The following is a 15,093-nucleotide window of genomic DNA, read 5'->3' as shown; positions in this document are numbered from 1 at the left end:
CCTTTCGGCTTATCGGATGTCGTCGAGGTTATCGGCGTTGAGTAAATGGCGCGAGACGATCACGCGCATGATCTCGTTGGTGCCTTCCAGGATCTGGTGCACGCGCACGTCGCGGAAATAGCGTTCCAGCGGGTATTCGCGGATGTAGCCGTAGCCGCCATGGATCTGCAGCGCCTCGTTGCAGATGCGGAAGCCCAGGTCGGTGGCGAAACGCTTGGCCATCGCGCAGTAGGTGGTGGCGCCGGGCGCCTTGTTGTCCAGCTTGACCGCGGCCAGCCGCACCATCTGGCGCGCCGCGACCAGTTCGGTCTGCATGTCGGCCAGCTTGAACTGCAGCGCCTGGAAGTCGGCGATCGGACGGCCGAACTGCTTGCGCTCCTTCATGTAGGCGTGCGCCGCGTCCAGCGCCGCCTGCGCCGCGCCGACCGAACAGGTGGCGATGTTGATGCGGCCGCCGTCCAGGCCCTTCATGGCGAACACGAAACCCTCGCCCTCGTTGCCCAGCAGGTGGTCGGCCGGCACCTTGACGTTGTCGAAGCTGATGGTGCGGGTCGGCTGGCTGTTCCAGCCCATCTTGGTTTCCTTCTTGCCGTAGCTGATGCCGGCCGCATTGCCCGGCACCACGATGGCGGAAACGCCCTTGGCGCCCTCGCCGCCGGTGCGCGCCATCACCACCAGCACGTCGGTCGAGCCGGCGCCGGAGATGAAGGCCTTGGAACCGTTCAATACATAATGGCCATCCACCAGCTTGGCGGTGGTCTTGAGCGAGGCCGCGTCGGAACCCGAACCGGGTTCGGTCAGGCAATAGGAGCCGATCTTGCGGCCGGCGGCCAGCTTTTCGCACCATTCGGCCTTGATGGCGGCGGTGCCCCAGGAGGCGATCATCCAGCTCACCATGTTGTGGATGGTCAGATAAGCGGCGGTGGAGGGACAGGCGTGCGCCAGTTCCTCGAACACGATGGTGGCGTCCAGCCGCGTCAGGCCCAGCCCGCCGACCTCTTCCGGCGTGTACAGGCCGCAGAAACCCAGCTCGCCGGCCTTGGCGATCACGTCCAGCGGGAAATGCGCCTCCTCGTCCCACTTGGCGGCGAACGGCGCCATCTCGCCGGCGGCGAAGTCGCGCGCGCTTTGCTGGAAGGCCAGTTGATCCTCGTTGAGTTCGAAGTCCATGCTTGTCTCCTGTTTTGGTCTTGATATCGGTCTAGATTAATGGAATTTGGGGAGATGAGTTGTCGCGGGGGCGACATTGGCTGACGGCAGCGGGCCCCTGCTTGCGCAGAGGCCGCCGCCCTTGGCTTTGAATCAGGCCGCCCGATCGAGTGCCGGCTTGCCGAATTGCGCCAGCAATTCGGTCCGGCGCGCCTGCATCGCCTGTACCGCCTTGTCCTTGACATGGCCGTAACCGCGCACCTGGTCCGGCAACTGCGCCAGTTCGATGGCGAGCGCATGGTTGGAGGCGTCCAGCTTGCGCAGCAGGCCCAACACCATGTCGCGGTAGTCGACGACCAGTTGCCGTTCCATGCGCCGCTCTTCGGTGCGGCCGAAGATGTCCAGCGCCGTGCCGCGCAGCCCCTTCATCTTCGCCAGCAGCTTGAATGCCTTGAACATCCAACTGCCGTAGCGCGCCTTGACCAGATGGCCCTTGGCATCCTTCTTCGCGAAGATCGGCGGCGCGAGGTTGAAGCTCAACGAGAAATCGCCCTCGAACTGCTGTTCCAGTTGCTGCATGAACTTGCCGTCGGTGTACAAGCGCGCCACTTCGTATTCGTCCTTGTAGGCCATCAGCTTGGACAGGTTGCGCGCCACCGCCAGCGCCAGCCTGGTGCCGCCCAGCGGCGCTTCGGCGGCGCGCACCGCTTCCACCACTTCGGCGAACTGGGCGGCGTAGGCGGCGTTCTGGTACTCGGTCAGGAAGGCGACGCGGCGCTTGACCAGCTTGTCCAGCGTCTCCGGCATGCGCAGCACCACCGGCTGCGCCGGCAGCGCGATCCGTTCCACCTTCGCCAGCTCGACCGCGGCGCGGCGGCCCCACAGGAAGGCGGTCTTGTTGGATTCCACCGCCACGCCGTTCATCTCGATGGCGCGCAGCAGCGATGCTTCAGTCAGCGGCAGCTCGCCGCGCTGCCAGGCGTAGCCCAGCATGAACAGGTTGGTGGCGATGGAGTCGCCCATCAACGCGGTGGCCAGGCGGGTGGCGTCGATGAAGTCGGCCTGGCCGTCCACCGATTCGACGATCAGCGCCTTGACTTCCTCGAACGGGAATTGCCAGTCCGGGTTCTTGGCGAACTGGCCTGGCGGCTGCTGGTGCACGTTCACCACCGCGCGCGTGCGGCCCGGGCGCATCTTGGAAATGGCGTCGAAGGAACCGGCGGTGAGCATGTCGCAACCCAGGATCAGGTCGGCCTCGCCGGTGGCGATGCGCTGGGCGCGGATGCCGTCGCGCTTGGCGGCGATGCGCACGTGCGAAGTGACCGAACCGTTCTTCTGCGACATGCCGGTCATGTCCAGCACTGAAGCGCCCTTGCCTTCCAGGTGCGCGGCCATGCCCATCAGCGCGCCGATGGTGATCACGCCGGTGCCGCCGATGCCGTTGATGAGGATGTTGAACGGCGTGTCGCAGGACGGCAGCACCGGCTGCGGCAGTGCGCCGAAGTCATCGGCCTGGCGGCTCACGCCGGCCTTGGATTTCTTCAGCTTGCCGCCGGTGACGGTGACGAAGCTGGGGCAGAAACCCTTCACGCAGGAGTAGTCCTTGTTGCAGGACGACTGGTCGATGGCGCGCTTGCGGCCGAATTCGGTCTCCAGCGGCAGGATCGAGGTGCAGTTGGACTGCACGCCGCAGTCGCCGCAGCCTTCGCACACCGCCTCGTTGATGAACAGGCGCTGGTTGGGGTCGGGGAACTCGCCCTTCTTGCGGCGGCGGCGCTTCTCGGCGGCGCAGGTCTGGTCGTAGATGATGACCGTCACGCCCGGCAGCTCGCGCAATTCGCGCTGCACGGCGTCCATGTCCTTGCGATCATGCACGGTGACCGCCGGCGGCAGGTTCGAGCGGTCGGTGTAGCGCGAGATGTCTTCAGACACCAGCGCGATGCGCTGCACGCCTTCAGCCGCCATCTGCTGCGCGATCATCGGCACCGATACCGTGCCGTCCACCGGCTGGCCGCCGGTCATCGCCACCGCGTCGTTGTAGAGGATCTTGTAGGTCATGTTGACCTTGGCCGCCACGGCGGCGCGGATCGCCAGGTAGCCGGAGTGGAAATAGGTGCCGTCTCCCAGGTTGGCGAACACGTGCGGCACCTGCGAGAACGGCGCCTGGCCGATCCAGGGCGCGCCCTCGCCGCCCATGTGGGTGGTCAGCTTGTTGTATTCGGGATAGATGGCGGTGGCCATCACGTGGCAGCCGATGCCGGCCAGCGCGAAGCTGCCTTCGGGCACCTTGGTCGAGGTATTGTGCGGGCAGCCCGAGCAATAGTACGCCGGACGCGGCGGCGTGTTGACCGCCTTGGACAGCACCGCGTCCTTGGCGTCGAGGAAGGCCAGGCGCGCCTTGATCAGGTCGCTGGTGTGGAAGCGCGCGATGCGCGCGGCGATCACGCGGGCGATCTGGGCCACCGAGAAGTCGGCCTTGGAAGTCAGCAGCCACTCGCCGCGCGGCGCCACCCATTCGCCCTTTTCGTCGAACTTGCCGATCACGCGCGGGCGCACGTCGTCGCGCCAGTTGTAGAGCTGTTCCTTCAGCTGGTATTCGACCATCTGGCGCTTTTCTTCCACCACCAGGATTTCGTCCAGGCCTTGCGCGAACTCGCGCACGCCTTCCGGTTCTAGCGGCCAGGGCATCGAGACCTTGAACAGGCGCAGGCCGATCTCGGCCGCGAAGGCTTCGTCGATGCCCAGTTCCGACAGCGCTTCCAGCACGTCGAGATAGGACTTGCCGGAGGCGATGATGCCCAGCCGCGCCTTGGGGCTGTCGATCATCACGCGGTTGAGCTTGTTGGCGCGGGCGTAGGCCAGCGCCGCGTAGATCTTGTAGTCCTGCATCAGCGCTTCCTGCTTGCGCGCCTGCACGCCCAGCGTGTCGGTCGACAGGCGGGCGTTGAGCCCACCTTCGGGCATGACGAAGTCGGCAGGATATTGGATGTCGATGCGGAACGGATTGGCGTCCACCGAGGCGCTCGACTCGACCGTGTCGGCCAGCGCCTTGAAGCCCACCACGCAGCCGGAATAGCGCGACATGGCCCAGCCGTGCAGGCCGAGGTCGAGGTATTCCTGCACGTTGCAGGGATAGAGCATCGGGATCATCGATGCCGAGAAAATATGGTCGGACTGGTGCGGCAGCGTCGAGGAATAGGCGCCGTGGTCGTCGCCGGCCACCAGCAGCACGCCGCCGTGGGCGGAAGTGCCGGCGTGGTTCATGTGTTTCAGCACATCGCCGCAGCGGTCCACGCCGGGTCCCTTGCCGTACCACATGGCGAATACGCCGTCGTATTCGGACGGGCCGATCAGCTTGACCTGCTGGGTACCCCAGACGGCAGTGGCGGCCATGTCTTCGTTGACGCCGGGCTGGAACTTGACGCGGTGCGCCGCCAGGTGCGGCTGCGCCTTCCATAGCGCCTCGTCCAGGCCGCCCAGCGGCGAGCCGCGGTAGCCGGAAATGAAGCCGGCGGTATGCAGGCCGGCCTGTTGGTCGCGGATTTGCTGCAGCATCGGCAGGCGCACTAAAGCCTGGATGCCGGAGAGGTAAATCGAGCCTTCGGTGGCGGTATATTTATCGTCCAGGCTGACGGGCGCCAGCGGGATCGATTCCGAAGTGTTTGCAACGGCGGTATGCAAGCCGCCTGTCGCGGGGGTGCCGGGGACCGGCGAGTGAGCGCTCACTTGGGTCGCAGCCAGACCGGAATCACGCGCGCCTTCTACGGTTGGCGCCGTCATGCCGGCAGGCTCAGCTGCCGAACGGATATGCATTGCTTGTCTCCAAAATTTTGATTCAGATAGCGCCTGTCATTACTGCGCCGGGTACGGCGCATCACTGTCAGACACCTCGGCCGTGGTAGCGGCCATCACAACAATCCCCGTCTGGAAAACTGCTGTGACTGAAGTCTATCCCCGCGCCGTCCCGGCATGGAAATACCGATTGGGGATAGGGCCATAAGGAAAAACGATAGCTAATGCAAAAACTGTATCTGTCCCTTTGCGCTGGCCGGCGCTAGACTCGGCGACTTCTTTTCCATTGCCAAGGGAGCGCCATGCCTGCCACCTACGCCTACCGCCTGCTCAACGTATTCGCCGAATCCACCTTCGGCGGCAATCCCCTGTGCGTGTTCGAAGACGCCCGCGGCATCGACGACGCCACGATGCAGGCGCTGGCCCTGCAGTTCAACCTGTCGGAAACCACCTTCATCCTGCCCTCGGCCGTGGCCGATGCGCGCGTGCGCATCTTCACCACCGGCTACGAGATGCCGTTCGCCGGCCACCCCACGCTGGGGACGGCGCAGGTGGTGCGCGAATTGCTGCAAACCGGGAATGCGCTGACATTGGAATTCAAGGCCGGCGTGGTGCCGGTCACCGCCGACGGCGACGTCTGGACCTTCACCGCGCCCAGCGCCGGCGGCCCCAAGACCGCGCCTGTCGTCGGCCTGTCGCCGGCTGAAGTCGCGGCACTGGTCGGCCTGTCCGAGCAAGACCTGGCGGGCGAACCGATCTGGGTCGATACCGGCGCCGACCAGCTCCTGGTGCCGTTGAAGTCGCCGGATGCGGTGCGCCGCGCCCAGCCCGACAGCGGCGCGCTGGAACGCTGGCCGCAAAGCAGCCTGGAACGCAAGACGGCCTATGTCTTCGCCTTCGACGACAAGGAACCGGGCAATGTGCTGGCGCGCTATTTCTTCACCAAGCAAGGCGGCGGCGTGGCAGAGGATCCGGGCACCGGTTCGGCCTGCGCCAACCTGGGCGGCTGGCTGCTGGCGACCGGCCATGCCCTGCCGGCGCGCTACGCGATCGACCAGGGCGCGGCGGTCGATCGCCCTTCGCGCCTGCATCTGGCGGTATCGGAAAACGGCGCGATCCAGGTCGGCGGCCGCGTCATCGAAATCGGCCGCGGCACCGTCACCATCGATCCGGTCGGACGCACCGCGCTGGCCTGAACCTTACTCCTGCCCTTCTTGCGTCAGCGGCAGGATCAGCGCGTGCAGCCAGTCCATGAACTCGGCCACGCGCGCCGGCACGTGGCGGCGGCTGGCGTAGAGCAGCGATACCGGCATCGGCGCCGGACGGTATTGCGGCAGCACTTCCACCAGCGTCCCCTGCGCCAGCAAGCGGCGCTTGCGCGGCCCCACCAGCGGCAGCTGGATCATGCCGAGGCCGGCCTGGCAGGCGGCGTCGTAGGTTTCTGTGCTGTTGACGGTGAGGCTGCCGGCCATCGGCACGTAGTGGGTCTGCTTGCCGTCGAACCATTCCCAGCCCGGCGAGCGGCCGCCCAGCATTTGACGGTAATGCACCAGCTTGTGGTGCGCCAGATCCTCCAGCGTGCGCGGCACGCCATACCGCTCCAGATAGGCCGGGCTGGCGCAGTTGATCTGCACCAGATGCCCGATCGGGCGCGCCACCAGCGACGAATCGTCCAGCGTGCCGGTGCGCAGCACGCAGTCGAAGCCTTCGCCGATGAGGTCGACCCGGCGGTCGCTGGCGGAGAGCTCGATCTCCAGTTGCGGATGCCGCTCAAGGAATCCCGACAATTCCGGCAACACCACTTCGCGCGCCATGGCGCTGGACATGTCCACCCGCAGCTTGCCGGCCAGCGCCTTGCCGCCGGCCCGGAACATCGCCCGCAACGATTCGAAATCGTCCAGCAATTCCTTGCTGCGCCGGTAGAAAGCCTCGCCGTCGGCGGTCATCTGCACGCGCCGGGTGGTGCGTTGGAGCAGGCGCGTGCCCAGCATCTGCTCCAGTTGCTGCACCGCCAGCGACACGGTGGCGTTGGGCAGGCCGAGCTGGCGCGCGGCGCCGCTGAAACTGGCCAGTTCGGCCACGCGCTGGAAGATCTGGAGGGTGTCGAGCTGGTTCAAGGCGCTCTCCAATTATTATTAAATATTGAAAAGTCTAATATTAAACAAGAAATTTATTAATAAAAATCTTCTCAATATACTGGGCTCCGTAGTCAGGCATATCTCTCTTCCATCCCATCGACAGGAGCCCAGCATGAACCAAGCAAACTCTACCGCACCCCGCATCGCCCTGATCACCGGCGGCAGCCGCGGCCTCGGCAAGAACACCGCCCTGCACCTGGCGCGCGACGGCGTCGGCGTGATCCTCACCTATGTCGGCAACCGCGCCGCCGCCGAACAGACCGTGGCCGAGATCGCCGCCACCGGCGCCAAGGCCGTAGCCCTGCAACTGGACCTGGCCAAGAGCAGCACCTTCCCGGCCTTCGCCGACGCCGTGCGCGCCGCGCTCAAATCGACCTGGAACGCCGAGCGCTTCACCTACCTGGTCAACAACGGCGGCATGGGCGTCCACGCCGCCATCGCCGAAACCACCGAAGCGGCCTTCGACGAGCTGTACAACGTGCACCTGAAAGGCACCTTCTTCCTGACCCAGGCGCTGCTGCCGCTGATCGCCGATGGCGGGCGCATCGTCAACACCTCCAGCGGCCTGGCGCGCTTCTCCCTGCCCGGCTATGCGGCCTACGCGGCGATGAAGGGCGGCATCGAAGTGATGACGCGCTACATGGCCAAGGAATTCGGCGCGCGCGGCATCGCCGTCAACACGGTGGCGCCTGGCGCCATCGAAACCGATTTCGGCGGCGGCCTGGTGCGCGACAATGCGGAAATCAACGCCTTCGTCGCCGGCCAGACCGCGCTGGGCCGCGTCGGCCGTCCGGATGACATCGGCGCCGCCGTGGCCTCGCTGCTGCGCCCGGAAAACGGCTGGATCAACGCCCAGCGCATCGAAGTCTCGGGCGGCATGTTCGTCTGAGCCGCCGCCGGGAATGCCTTGCCATCGGCATTCCCGGCGCCGCTTTCCCCTCTTTTTTCCCCTCTTTTTCCGTCTCCCCGCGCCTCCGCGCACGCTACTGCCGAGCTTGCCGCATCTGCCCTGCGCCAGCATGGCCGGGGCAAGTGCAAAGACCGCCGCATTGTGTTGCGGATTGCATTGTGCTCGGGTAACATCGCTCAGCGTTGAACTAGAATTTTTTCAATAAATCGACTCACTTTATGTAGCTTGTAGAGCCATCGGATGGTTACACCGTCCGATAGTGAGCCGGACTCGACGCAGTGACATACGGCCGCGCCTGCGCTGCCGATCGGGAAGAGACACAGGCCAATGGAGGATGGCAGGCAGCACGCGCCGCACAGCCCGCTCTTGCGCCCATGTGTCCCAATGACGGAGCACGAATAGGGGGCGGGTATTTTCAGTCATATCTTTCGCAATCGCGCAGCATTCCTGCCTGCCTGCGCAGCGTCCCTGCTGATTGCGCTTCTTGCATCCCTCACCCCGGCTTGCGCGGCCCATTCCGGCCCCGATTGCTCGCGCCCGTTTACACTGGCGCTGCACGACCACGGCCTGCTGTACTCGGCGGCCACCGACACCGGCATCGACAAGGATTTCGCCGACGAACTGATCCGCCGCAGCGGCTGCAAGGTCAACGTCAGCCTGATGTCGCGCGCGCGCATCTGGCAACTGATCGAATCCGGCGCGCTGGACTTCAGCCTGTCGGGCATCTCCAGCCCCGAGCGCGAGCGGTTCGCCTCCTTCGCCTGGTACTTCAGCAACAAGTACTACCTGCTGGTGCGCAAGGATTCCGGCATCTCGCGGCTGCAGGATTTCGCGCGCAACGGGCATTTCCAGTTGGGCGCCATCCGCGGCTTCCGCTACAGCCGCAACGCCAACCGCCTGGTCGACAAGCTCAGCGCCGCCAACCGCGTGAGCCAGGCCGGCGGCCTCGAGCCTTTGTATGAAGCCCTGCTGCTCAACCGCATCCAGGGCATGATCATGGAGCCGTTCGATTACCCCGCGGTGCAGGAAAAGCGCATCCGCGACGCCACTTCCATCATCGGCTTCGAGGATCCTTCGGTGCCGCACGGGCTGATCATGTCCAGGAAGGCGCTGACGCCGGCCGAGCAGAACAAGTGGCGCGCGCTGGTCGACGGCATGCTGGCCGACGGCACGGTGCGGCGCATCTTCGAAAAATATTTCAACCCGGACCTGGCGGCTTCGATGGTTCAATTCCAGGCCAAACCATGAGAGCCGTGCACTGGATCCGCAAGATCCTGCTCCCGCTGCTGATCCTGTTCACGGGACTGGGCGTGACCTGGGTCGCCTGGGACCATGAGCGCCAGGCCGCCGCCAAGGAACTCAACGCTCAGTTCGCCTCGGCGCTGCGCGAGACGGTCAGCCGCATCGAACAGCGCATGGCCTCCTACGAGCAGATGCTGCATGGCGTGCAAGGGCTGGTCTCGGCCACCGGCGCGATCGACCGCGGCAGCTTCCACGACTATGTCGGCGCGCTGAACCTCGACGCCAATTTCTCCGGCATCCAGGCCATCTCGATCGAGGAATGGGTTCCCGCCGAGCGCCTGGACGCCCATCTGGAACGCATGCGCAAGCAAGGCCTGGCCGGCTATGCGATCCGCCCGCCGGGCGGGCGTGAAGCCTACGCGCCCCTGACCCTGCTGGAGCCTTACGTCGGCCGCAACCGCGTCCCCTTCGGCCTGGACCACTGGTCCGACCCGGTGCGCCGCGTGGCCATGGAAAAGGCGCGCGACTCCGGCATGGCGGCCATCTCCGGCAAGGTCGAGACGGACCTCAGCGGCAACCGGACCGAGCCTTCCTTCCTGATGTACTTGCCGCTGTACGAGCGCGGCAAGCCGCAAGGCACTATCGCCGAACGCCGCGCCAGCCTGCTGGGCTGGGTGCAGGCAGTATTGCGCATGAACGACGTGATCGCCAGCCTGTACGGCGAAAGCACGCACGGCATCGCCTTCTCGCTGTACGACGGCGTCGAAGCGGTACCCGAGGCCCTGCTCTACCGTTCGCGCGACGAGACGGCGCAAGCGCTGCCGGCGCGCATCTCCGCCACCGAATACCTGGTGGTGGCGAACCACAACTGGACGCTGAGGATGAGCGCGCAAGACAACTTCACCTCCCAGTTCGGCCGCAATGCCGAGCAGCTGATCGCCGCGACCGGCATCGGCATGAGCGTCACGCTGACGCTGCTGGCCTGGCTGATGATGTCTTCCCGCGTGCGCGCGGTGCGCCTGGCGCAGCGGATGACGGCCTCGCTGCGCGCCAGCGAGGAACAGTTCCGCGCCATCGCCGACTGCACCGTGAACTGGGAAGTCTGGTGGGGCCTGGACGGCCGGCCGCGCTGGGTCAACCATGCGGTGGCCGACTATACCGGCTACACGGTCGAGGAATGCCTGGCGATGAAAGACTTCGTCGGCACCATCGTGCATCCGGAAGACGAACCGCGCATCCGCGCCGAATTGTCCAAATGCATCGACGGCCACAAGCGCGAGGATGTCGAATTCCGCTGCGTGCGCAAGGACGGCTCGGTGTTCTGGCTGTCGCTGTCGTCGGCGCCGATCACCGACCCGCACGGCACCTTCACGGGTTTCCGCACCAGCAGCCGCGACATCACCGAGCGCAAGCAGATCGAAGCCGAGCTGCGCATCTCGGCGGTGGCGTTCGATTCGCGCGAGGGCATGCTCATCACCGACGCCAACAGCAAGATCCTGCGCGTGAACAAGGCCTTCACCGAGATCACCGGCTACAGCGCCGAGGAGATCGTCGGCAAACATCCCAACCTGTTGCGCTCGGACCGCCACGGCCCCGCTTTCTTCCAGGAAATGCGCCAGAGCATCGCCCGTTTCGGCAAATGGCAGGGCGAGATCTGGGACCGCCGCAAGAACGGCGAGGTCTACCCCGAATGGCTGACCATCTCGGCCGTCAAGAACAAGGATGGCCACGTCACCCATTACGTCAGCACCCACCACGACATCAGCGACCGCAAGCTGGCCGAGGAACGCATCCGCGAACTGGCCTCGTTCGACGCCCTGACCCGCCTGCCCAACCGCGCCTTGCTGCTGGAACGCCTGAAGCAGGCCGTGGCGCTGTCGGCGCGCGGCAAGACCTGCTCGGCGCTGCTGTTCATCGACCTCGACCACTTCAAGACCCTCAACGACACCGTTGGCCATGAAAAGGGTGACCTGCTGCTCAAGCAGGTATCGCAGCGCCTGGTGGCCAGCGTGCGCGAAAACGATACCGTCGCGCGCGTGGGCGGCGACGAGTTCGTGGTGGTGCTGGAAGGCCTGAACGAGCACCAGGAAGAAGCGGCCAGCCAGACCAAGGCGATCGGCGAAAAGATCCTTGCCACTCTGGGCAACACCTACCAGCTCGACGAGGTCGAATACCGCACTACCGCCAGCGTCGGCGCCACCCTGTTCCGCGGGCGCCAGTCCTCGGTGGACGAGCTGATGAAACAGGCTGACCTCGCCATGTACAAGGCCAAGGAAACCGGACGCAATGCGCTGCGCTTCTTCGATCCGGCCATGCAGACCGTGGTGCTGGAGCGCGCCGCGCTGGAAACAGGCTTGCGCAAGGCCATCGAAGGCGACCAGTTGCTGCTGCACTACCAGCCGCAAGTGGTGGCGGGCGGCCGCGTGACCGGCGCCGAAGTGCTGGTGCGCTGGCAGCATCCGCAGCGCGGCATGGTGCCGCCGGGCGACTTCATCCCGCTGGCCGAGGAAACCGGCCTCATCCTGTCGCTGGGCAACTGGGTGCTGGAAGCCGCCTGCAAGCAGTTGGCCATCTGGGCGCAAAACCGGCATACCGAACATCTCACCATCGCCGTCAACGTCAGTGCCCAGCAATTCCGCGAGCCTAACTTCGTGCAGACGGTGCTGGAGACGATCGAACGCACCGGCGCCAACCCGCGGCGCCTGAAACTGGAACTGACCGAGAGCCTGCTGGTGGACAACGTCGAGGACATCATCCAGAAGATGTTCGCCTTGAAGGCCTATGGCGTGGAGTTTTCGCTGGACGACTTCGGCATCGGCTACTCGTCGCTGTCCTACCTCAAGCGGCTGCCGTTGAATCAGCTTAAAATCGACCAGTCTTTCGTGCGCGACGTCTTGATCGATCCCAACGATGCATCGATCGCCAAGACCATCGTCAACCTGGCCCAAAGCCTGGGCCTGGGCGTCATCGCCGAAGGGGTGGAAACCGATGCCCAGCGCAGCTTCCTGGCCGATGCCGGATGCCATGCCTACCAGGGCTATTTCTTCTGCCGCCCGGTCGCGGTCGACGCTTTCGAGAAGTTCGCGCAGGAATTCGATCCCCAATTCACTGCCGCATAGGACGCCTACATGAACGCATTGTCGAACTTCGCCATCAACAACAAATGGCCGGCCCAGCATCCCGACCGCATCCAGTTGTATTCGCTGCCCACGCCCAACGGCGTGAAGGTGTCGATCATGCTGGAAGAAACCGGCCTGCCCTACGAGCCGCACCTGCTCAGCTTCGATACCAACGACCAGATGTCGCCGGAGTTCCTGTCGCTGAACCCGAACAACAAGATCCCCGCCATCATCGACCCCAACGGCCCCGGCGGCAAACCGCTGCCGCTGTTCGAGTCGGGCGCGATCCTGCTGTACCTGGCCGAGAAGACCGGCAAATTCATCCCGGCCGATCCGGCCGCGCGCTACCAGGTGATCCAGTGGGTGATGTTCCAGATGGGCGGCATCGGCCCGATGTTCGGCCAGCTCGGCTTCTTCCACCGTTTCGCCGGCAAGGAATACGAGGACAAGCGCCCGCGCGACCGCTACGTCAACGAATCCAAGCGCCTGCTGGGCGTGATGGACAAGCGCCTGGCCGAAAGCAAGTGGCTGGCCGGCGACGAATACAGCATCGCCGACATCGCCACCTTCCCCTGGGTGCGCAACCTGATCGGCTTCTATGACGCGGGCGAACTGGTCGGCTTCAAGGACTTCCCCCATGTGGCGCGCGCGCTGGAGGCCTTCGTGGCGCGTCCGGCCGTGGCCAAGGGCCTGACTATCCCGGCCCGCGGCTGAAGAGGCGCACTGGCCTTTCCCCCATTCGCCTGCCGCCAAGGGTGGCGGCAGGCGGCTCGCTCAAAGCACGTGTAAATTCCCTTCCCGCCTTCGGAGCCGCGCGTTAGCATTGGACCAACGCCTTATGGAACAACGCCTGCCCATGACGATCCGCAATTCCCTCCTCGCCTTCGTATGCCCCCTTTTTCTGGCCGGCCTCTGCCTCGGCCTTGTCGCCCAGCCGGCGCAAGCGGTCGACCTCTCGCTCAAATCGATACGCGTGGGCAACCTGGCGCGCGCCTACTTTTCCGAACGCAGCGGCCAGGGCGCGCCGCAACCGCTGATCATCGCCCTGCACGGCAGCGGCTCCAGCGGTTCGCAGCTGGCGCGCGCCACCGGCCTGACCGAAATCGCCGAGGCCGCCGGCTACATGGTGGCCTATCCCAACGGCACCGGCCTGACCATCGATGCCCGCACCTGGAATTCCGGCGGCTGCTGCGGCTATGCGCAGATACACAAGGTGGACGACGTCGCCTTCATCCGGACGCTGATCGACAAGCTGGCATCCGACGGCCTGGCCGACCGCAGCCGGGTCTATCTGGTGGGCCTGTCCAACGGCGGCATGCTGGCCTACCGCCTGGCAGCCGAAGCGCCGGAACTGTTCAAGGGCGTGGCCGTGGTCAGCGCCGTGCTGGACGTGCCGCCCGAAACGGTCAAGACCGGCGTGCCGGTCTTGCACATCCACGGCAGCGACGACCCGTTCATCCCGTTCCTGGGCGGCATCGGCGCCAAGGAAGCCTCGCAGGTGCCGCGCCTGTCGGTCGCCAAAACCATCGATGCCTGGGTCAAGGCCAACGGCGCCGATCCCAAGCCCGCGGTGAGCGACATCCCCGACGTCGCGGGCGACGGCACCACCGTGCGCCAGTACACCTACCACAGCAAGAACGACCCGCAGGCGGTGGTGCTGTACGAGGTCAAGGGCGGCGGCCACAACTGGCCGGGCGGCACCGCGCCCATGCCCAACGGCGGCAAGGCATCGCAGAACCTGGATGCCTCGCGCGCGATTGTCGAGTTCTTCAACCGCCACGGCGGCGGCCGGAAGGACGATGGGGCCGCCGACGGCGACCTGCCTCCGGGCGCGGCGCCGCCCAAACCGGAAGCGGCAACACCAGCCATGCCCGCCAAGCCGGCCCTCTGATCCGGCGGGCCTATGCCACTGCGGGGCCAAATCGCACTATCATAGCGGCCAGCGTCCAACCAACATCGCCATGACAATGAAAAGACTCATCACCAGCATCCTGATCGCCGTCGTGCTGTATTTCCTGTTGCCCTTCGTGACCAAATTCATTCCGCAGTATCGCCTGGCGGTCTGGTGCATCACCGCCGGCATCGTCTCGTTTGCGGTATCGGCGCTGATGGACAAGGTCTGAGCGGCAACGCAAAAACACCCGCGGGACAATGAAAAACGGCCGCGACGTATTGCACGTCGCGGCCGTTCTCATTACCGGTGAAGCGCACCGGGGAACTATCAGCACTCGCCCTTTTTCGCATGCCCCGGCGGGCAGTGATCGCGGTCGTGGCCGCGTCCATGTCCACGGCCCTGGTCGTCGTCATCGTCGTGATGGCGACCGCCGCGCCAACCGCCGCGATCCAGCACCCATCCGTTCGGCCCCTGGCGCCACACCGGCTGCGCATAGACATAACCGGGGCGCTCGCGCATCCAGCGGCCTTCGCGCCAGATGTGGTCATGACCATCCCAGTCCCAGTAGCCGGGCGCCCAGATGTAGCCGTAACGCGGCGGCGGCAACGGTTCGACCCGCAGCGGCGGCGGACCGATATTGATGCTGACGGAAACCTGTGCCTGCGCCGCAAGCGGAACCGCACCCAGCGAGGCGGCGGCGAGTACGGTGGCGAGTATTATTTTTTTCATGATATTGATCAAAGTGAAGAAGATTTAATTCAGACCGGGCAATGTCCAGCCCGGTTCCTGAAATGCCGCATGCAACATTGCCGTGGAACAATACCACCGTTCCCGCCCTTGCGCAGGCGG

11 protein-coding genes are annotated in these 15,093 nt (G+C 65.3%); 7 read left to right on the top strand and 4 right to left on the bottom strand.

Features of this window, described 5'->3' with window-relative positions:
- Positions 1–9 precede the first annotated feature (9 nt).
- Together J7548_RS02185 and J7548_RS02180 are read right to left on the bottom strand one after the other, a co-directional pair.
- A complete protein-coding gene (locus J7548_RS02185) occupies positions 10–1,170 on the bottom strand; it encodes an acyl-CoA dehydrogenase family protein (protein WP_290969722.1) in 1,161 nt (386 codons plus the stop codon).
- A gap of 132 nt (positions 1,171–1,302) precedes the next feature.
- Positions 1,303–4,830, bottom strand: coding sequence for an indolepyruvate ferredoxin oxidoreductase family protein (locus tag J7548_RS02180; protein WP_290971563.1), 3,528 nt, complete (start codon positions 4,828–4,830; stop codon positions 1,303–1,305).
- A gap of 413 nt (positions 4,831–5,243) precedes the next feature.
- Here J7548_RS02180 and J7548_RS02175 point away from each other — a divergent pair, with 413 nt between their 5' ends.
- Positions 5,244–6,137, top strand: coding sequence for a PhzF family phenazine biosynthesis protein (locus J7548_RS02175; RefSeq protein ID WP_290969719.1), 894 nt, complete (start codon positions 5,244–5,246; stop codon positions 6,135–6,137).
- Between the two features lie 3 nt (positions 6,138–6,140).
- Here J7548_RS02175 and J7548_RS02170 read toward each other — a convergent pair whose 3' ends face one another.
- Positions 6,141–7,058: a LysR family transcriptional regulator gene (locus J7548_RS02170; protein WP_290969716.1), complete on the bottom strand. Its 918-nt coding sequence runs from the start codon at positions 7,056–7,058 to the stop codon at positions 6,141–6,143.
- Between the two features lie 133 nt (positions 7,059–7,191).
- Between J7548_RS02170 and J7548_RS02165 the strand changes: the two genes are divergently transcribed.
- The 6 genes from J7548_RS02165 to J7548_RS02140 all read left to right on the top strand — a co-directional run bounded on the left by J7548_RS02165 (position 7,192) and on the right by J7548_RS02140 (position 14,473).
- On the top strand, positions 7,192–7,968 hold the full coding sequence (locus tag J7548_RS02165; protein WP_290969714.1) for an SDR family oxidoreductase: 777 nt from the start codon (positions 7,192–7,194) through the stop codon (positions 7,966–7,968).
- Between the two features lie 489 nt (positions 7,969–8,457).
- Positions 8,458–9,237, top strand: a complete 780-nt coding sequence (locus J7548_RS02160) for a transporter substrate-binding domain-containing protein (RefSeq protein ID WP_290971561.1) — start codon at positions 8,458–8,460, stop codon at positions 9,235–9,237.
- Positions 9,238–9,242: 5 nt separating this feature from the next.
- Positions 9,243–12,350 (top strand): EAL domain-containing protein, encoded by a 3,108-nt coding sequence (locus J7548_RS02155; protein WP_290971559.1) that lies wholly within the window; start codon positions 9,243–9,245, stop codon positions 12,348–12,350.
- A gap of 9 nt (positions 12,351–12,359) precedes the next feature.
- Complete coding sequence (locus J7548_RS02150; RefSeq protein WP_290969711.1) at positions 12,360–13,064, top strand: glutathione S-transferase N-terminal domain-containing protein; 705 nt, start codon at positions 12,360–12,362, stop codon at positions 13,062–13,064.
- A 124-nt stretch (positions 13,065–13,188) separates the two neighbouring features.
- Positions 13,189–14,241, top strand: coding sequence for a PHB depolymerase family esterase (locus J7548_RS02145; RefSeq protein ID WP_290969708.1), 1,053 nt, complete (start codon positions 13,189–13,191; stop codon positions 14,239–14,241).
- Between the two features lie 76 nt (positions 14,242–14,317).
- The gene (locus tag J7548_RS02140; protein WP_290969706.1) at positions 14,318–14,473 is read left to right on the top strand and encodes a hypothetical protein; all 156 of its coding nucleotides are present in this window, start codon (positions 14,318–14,320) and stop codon (positions 14,471–14,473) included.
- A 98-nt stretch (positions 14,474–14,571) separates the two neighbouring features.
- Here the strand turns inward: J7548_RS02140 and J7548_RS02135 are convergent, their stop codons facing one another.
- A complete protein-coding gene (locus J7548_RS02135; protein ID WP_366004677.1) occupies positions 14,572–14,985 on the bottom strand; it encodes a YXWGXW repeat-containing protein in 414 nt (137 codons plus the stop codon).
- Positions 14,986–15,093: the final 108 nt, after the last annotated feature.

Source organism: Herbaspirillum sp. (assembly GCF_017744395.1).
Classification (GTDB): Bacteria; Pseudomonadota; Gammaproteobacteria; order Burkholderiales; family Burkholderiaceae_D; genus Herbaspirillum.
This window is presented reverse-complemented; position numbering and strand designations above follow the sequence as displayed.

Excerpts from the sequence above, each read along its gene's own strand:
- J7548_RS02185 (WP_290969722.1), bottom strand. The coding sequence starts at position 1,170 with ATGGACTTCGAACTCAACGAGGATCAACTGGCCTTCCAGCAAAGCGCG.
- J7548_RS02175 (WP_290969719.1), top strand. The coding sequence starts at position 5,244 with ATGCCTGCCACCTACGCCTACCGCCTGCTCAACGTATTCGCCGAATCC.
- J7548_RS02165 (WP_290969714.1), top strand. The coding sequence starts at position 7,192 with ATGAACCAAGCAAACTCTACCGCACCCCGCATCGCCCTGATCACCGGC.
- J7548_RS02150 (WP_290969711.1), top strand. The coding sequence starts at position 12,360 with ATGAACGCATTGTCGAACTTCGCCATCAACAACAAATGGCCGGCCCAG.
- J7548_RS02145 (WP_290969708.1), top strand. The coding sequence starts at position 13,189 with ATGGAACAACGCCTGCCCATGACGATCCGCAATTCCCTCCTCGCCTTC.
- J7548_RS02140 (WP_290969706.1), top strand. The coding sequence starts at position 14,318 with ATGAAAAGACTCATCACCAGCATCCTGATCGCCGTCGTGCTGTATTTC.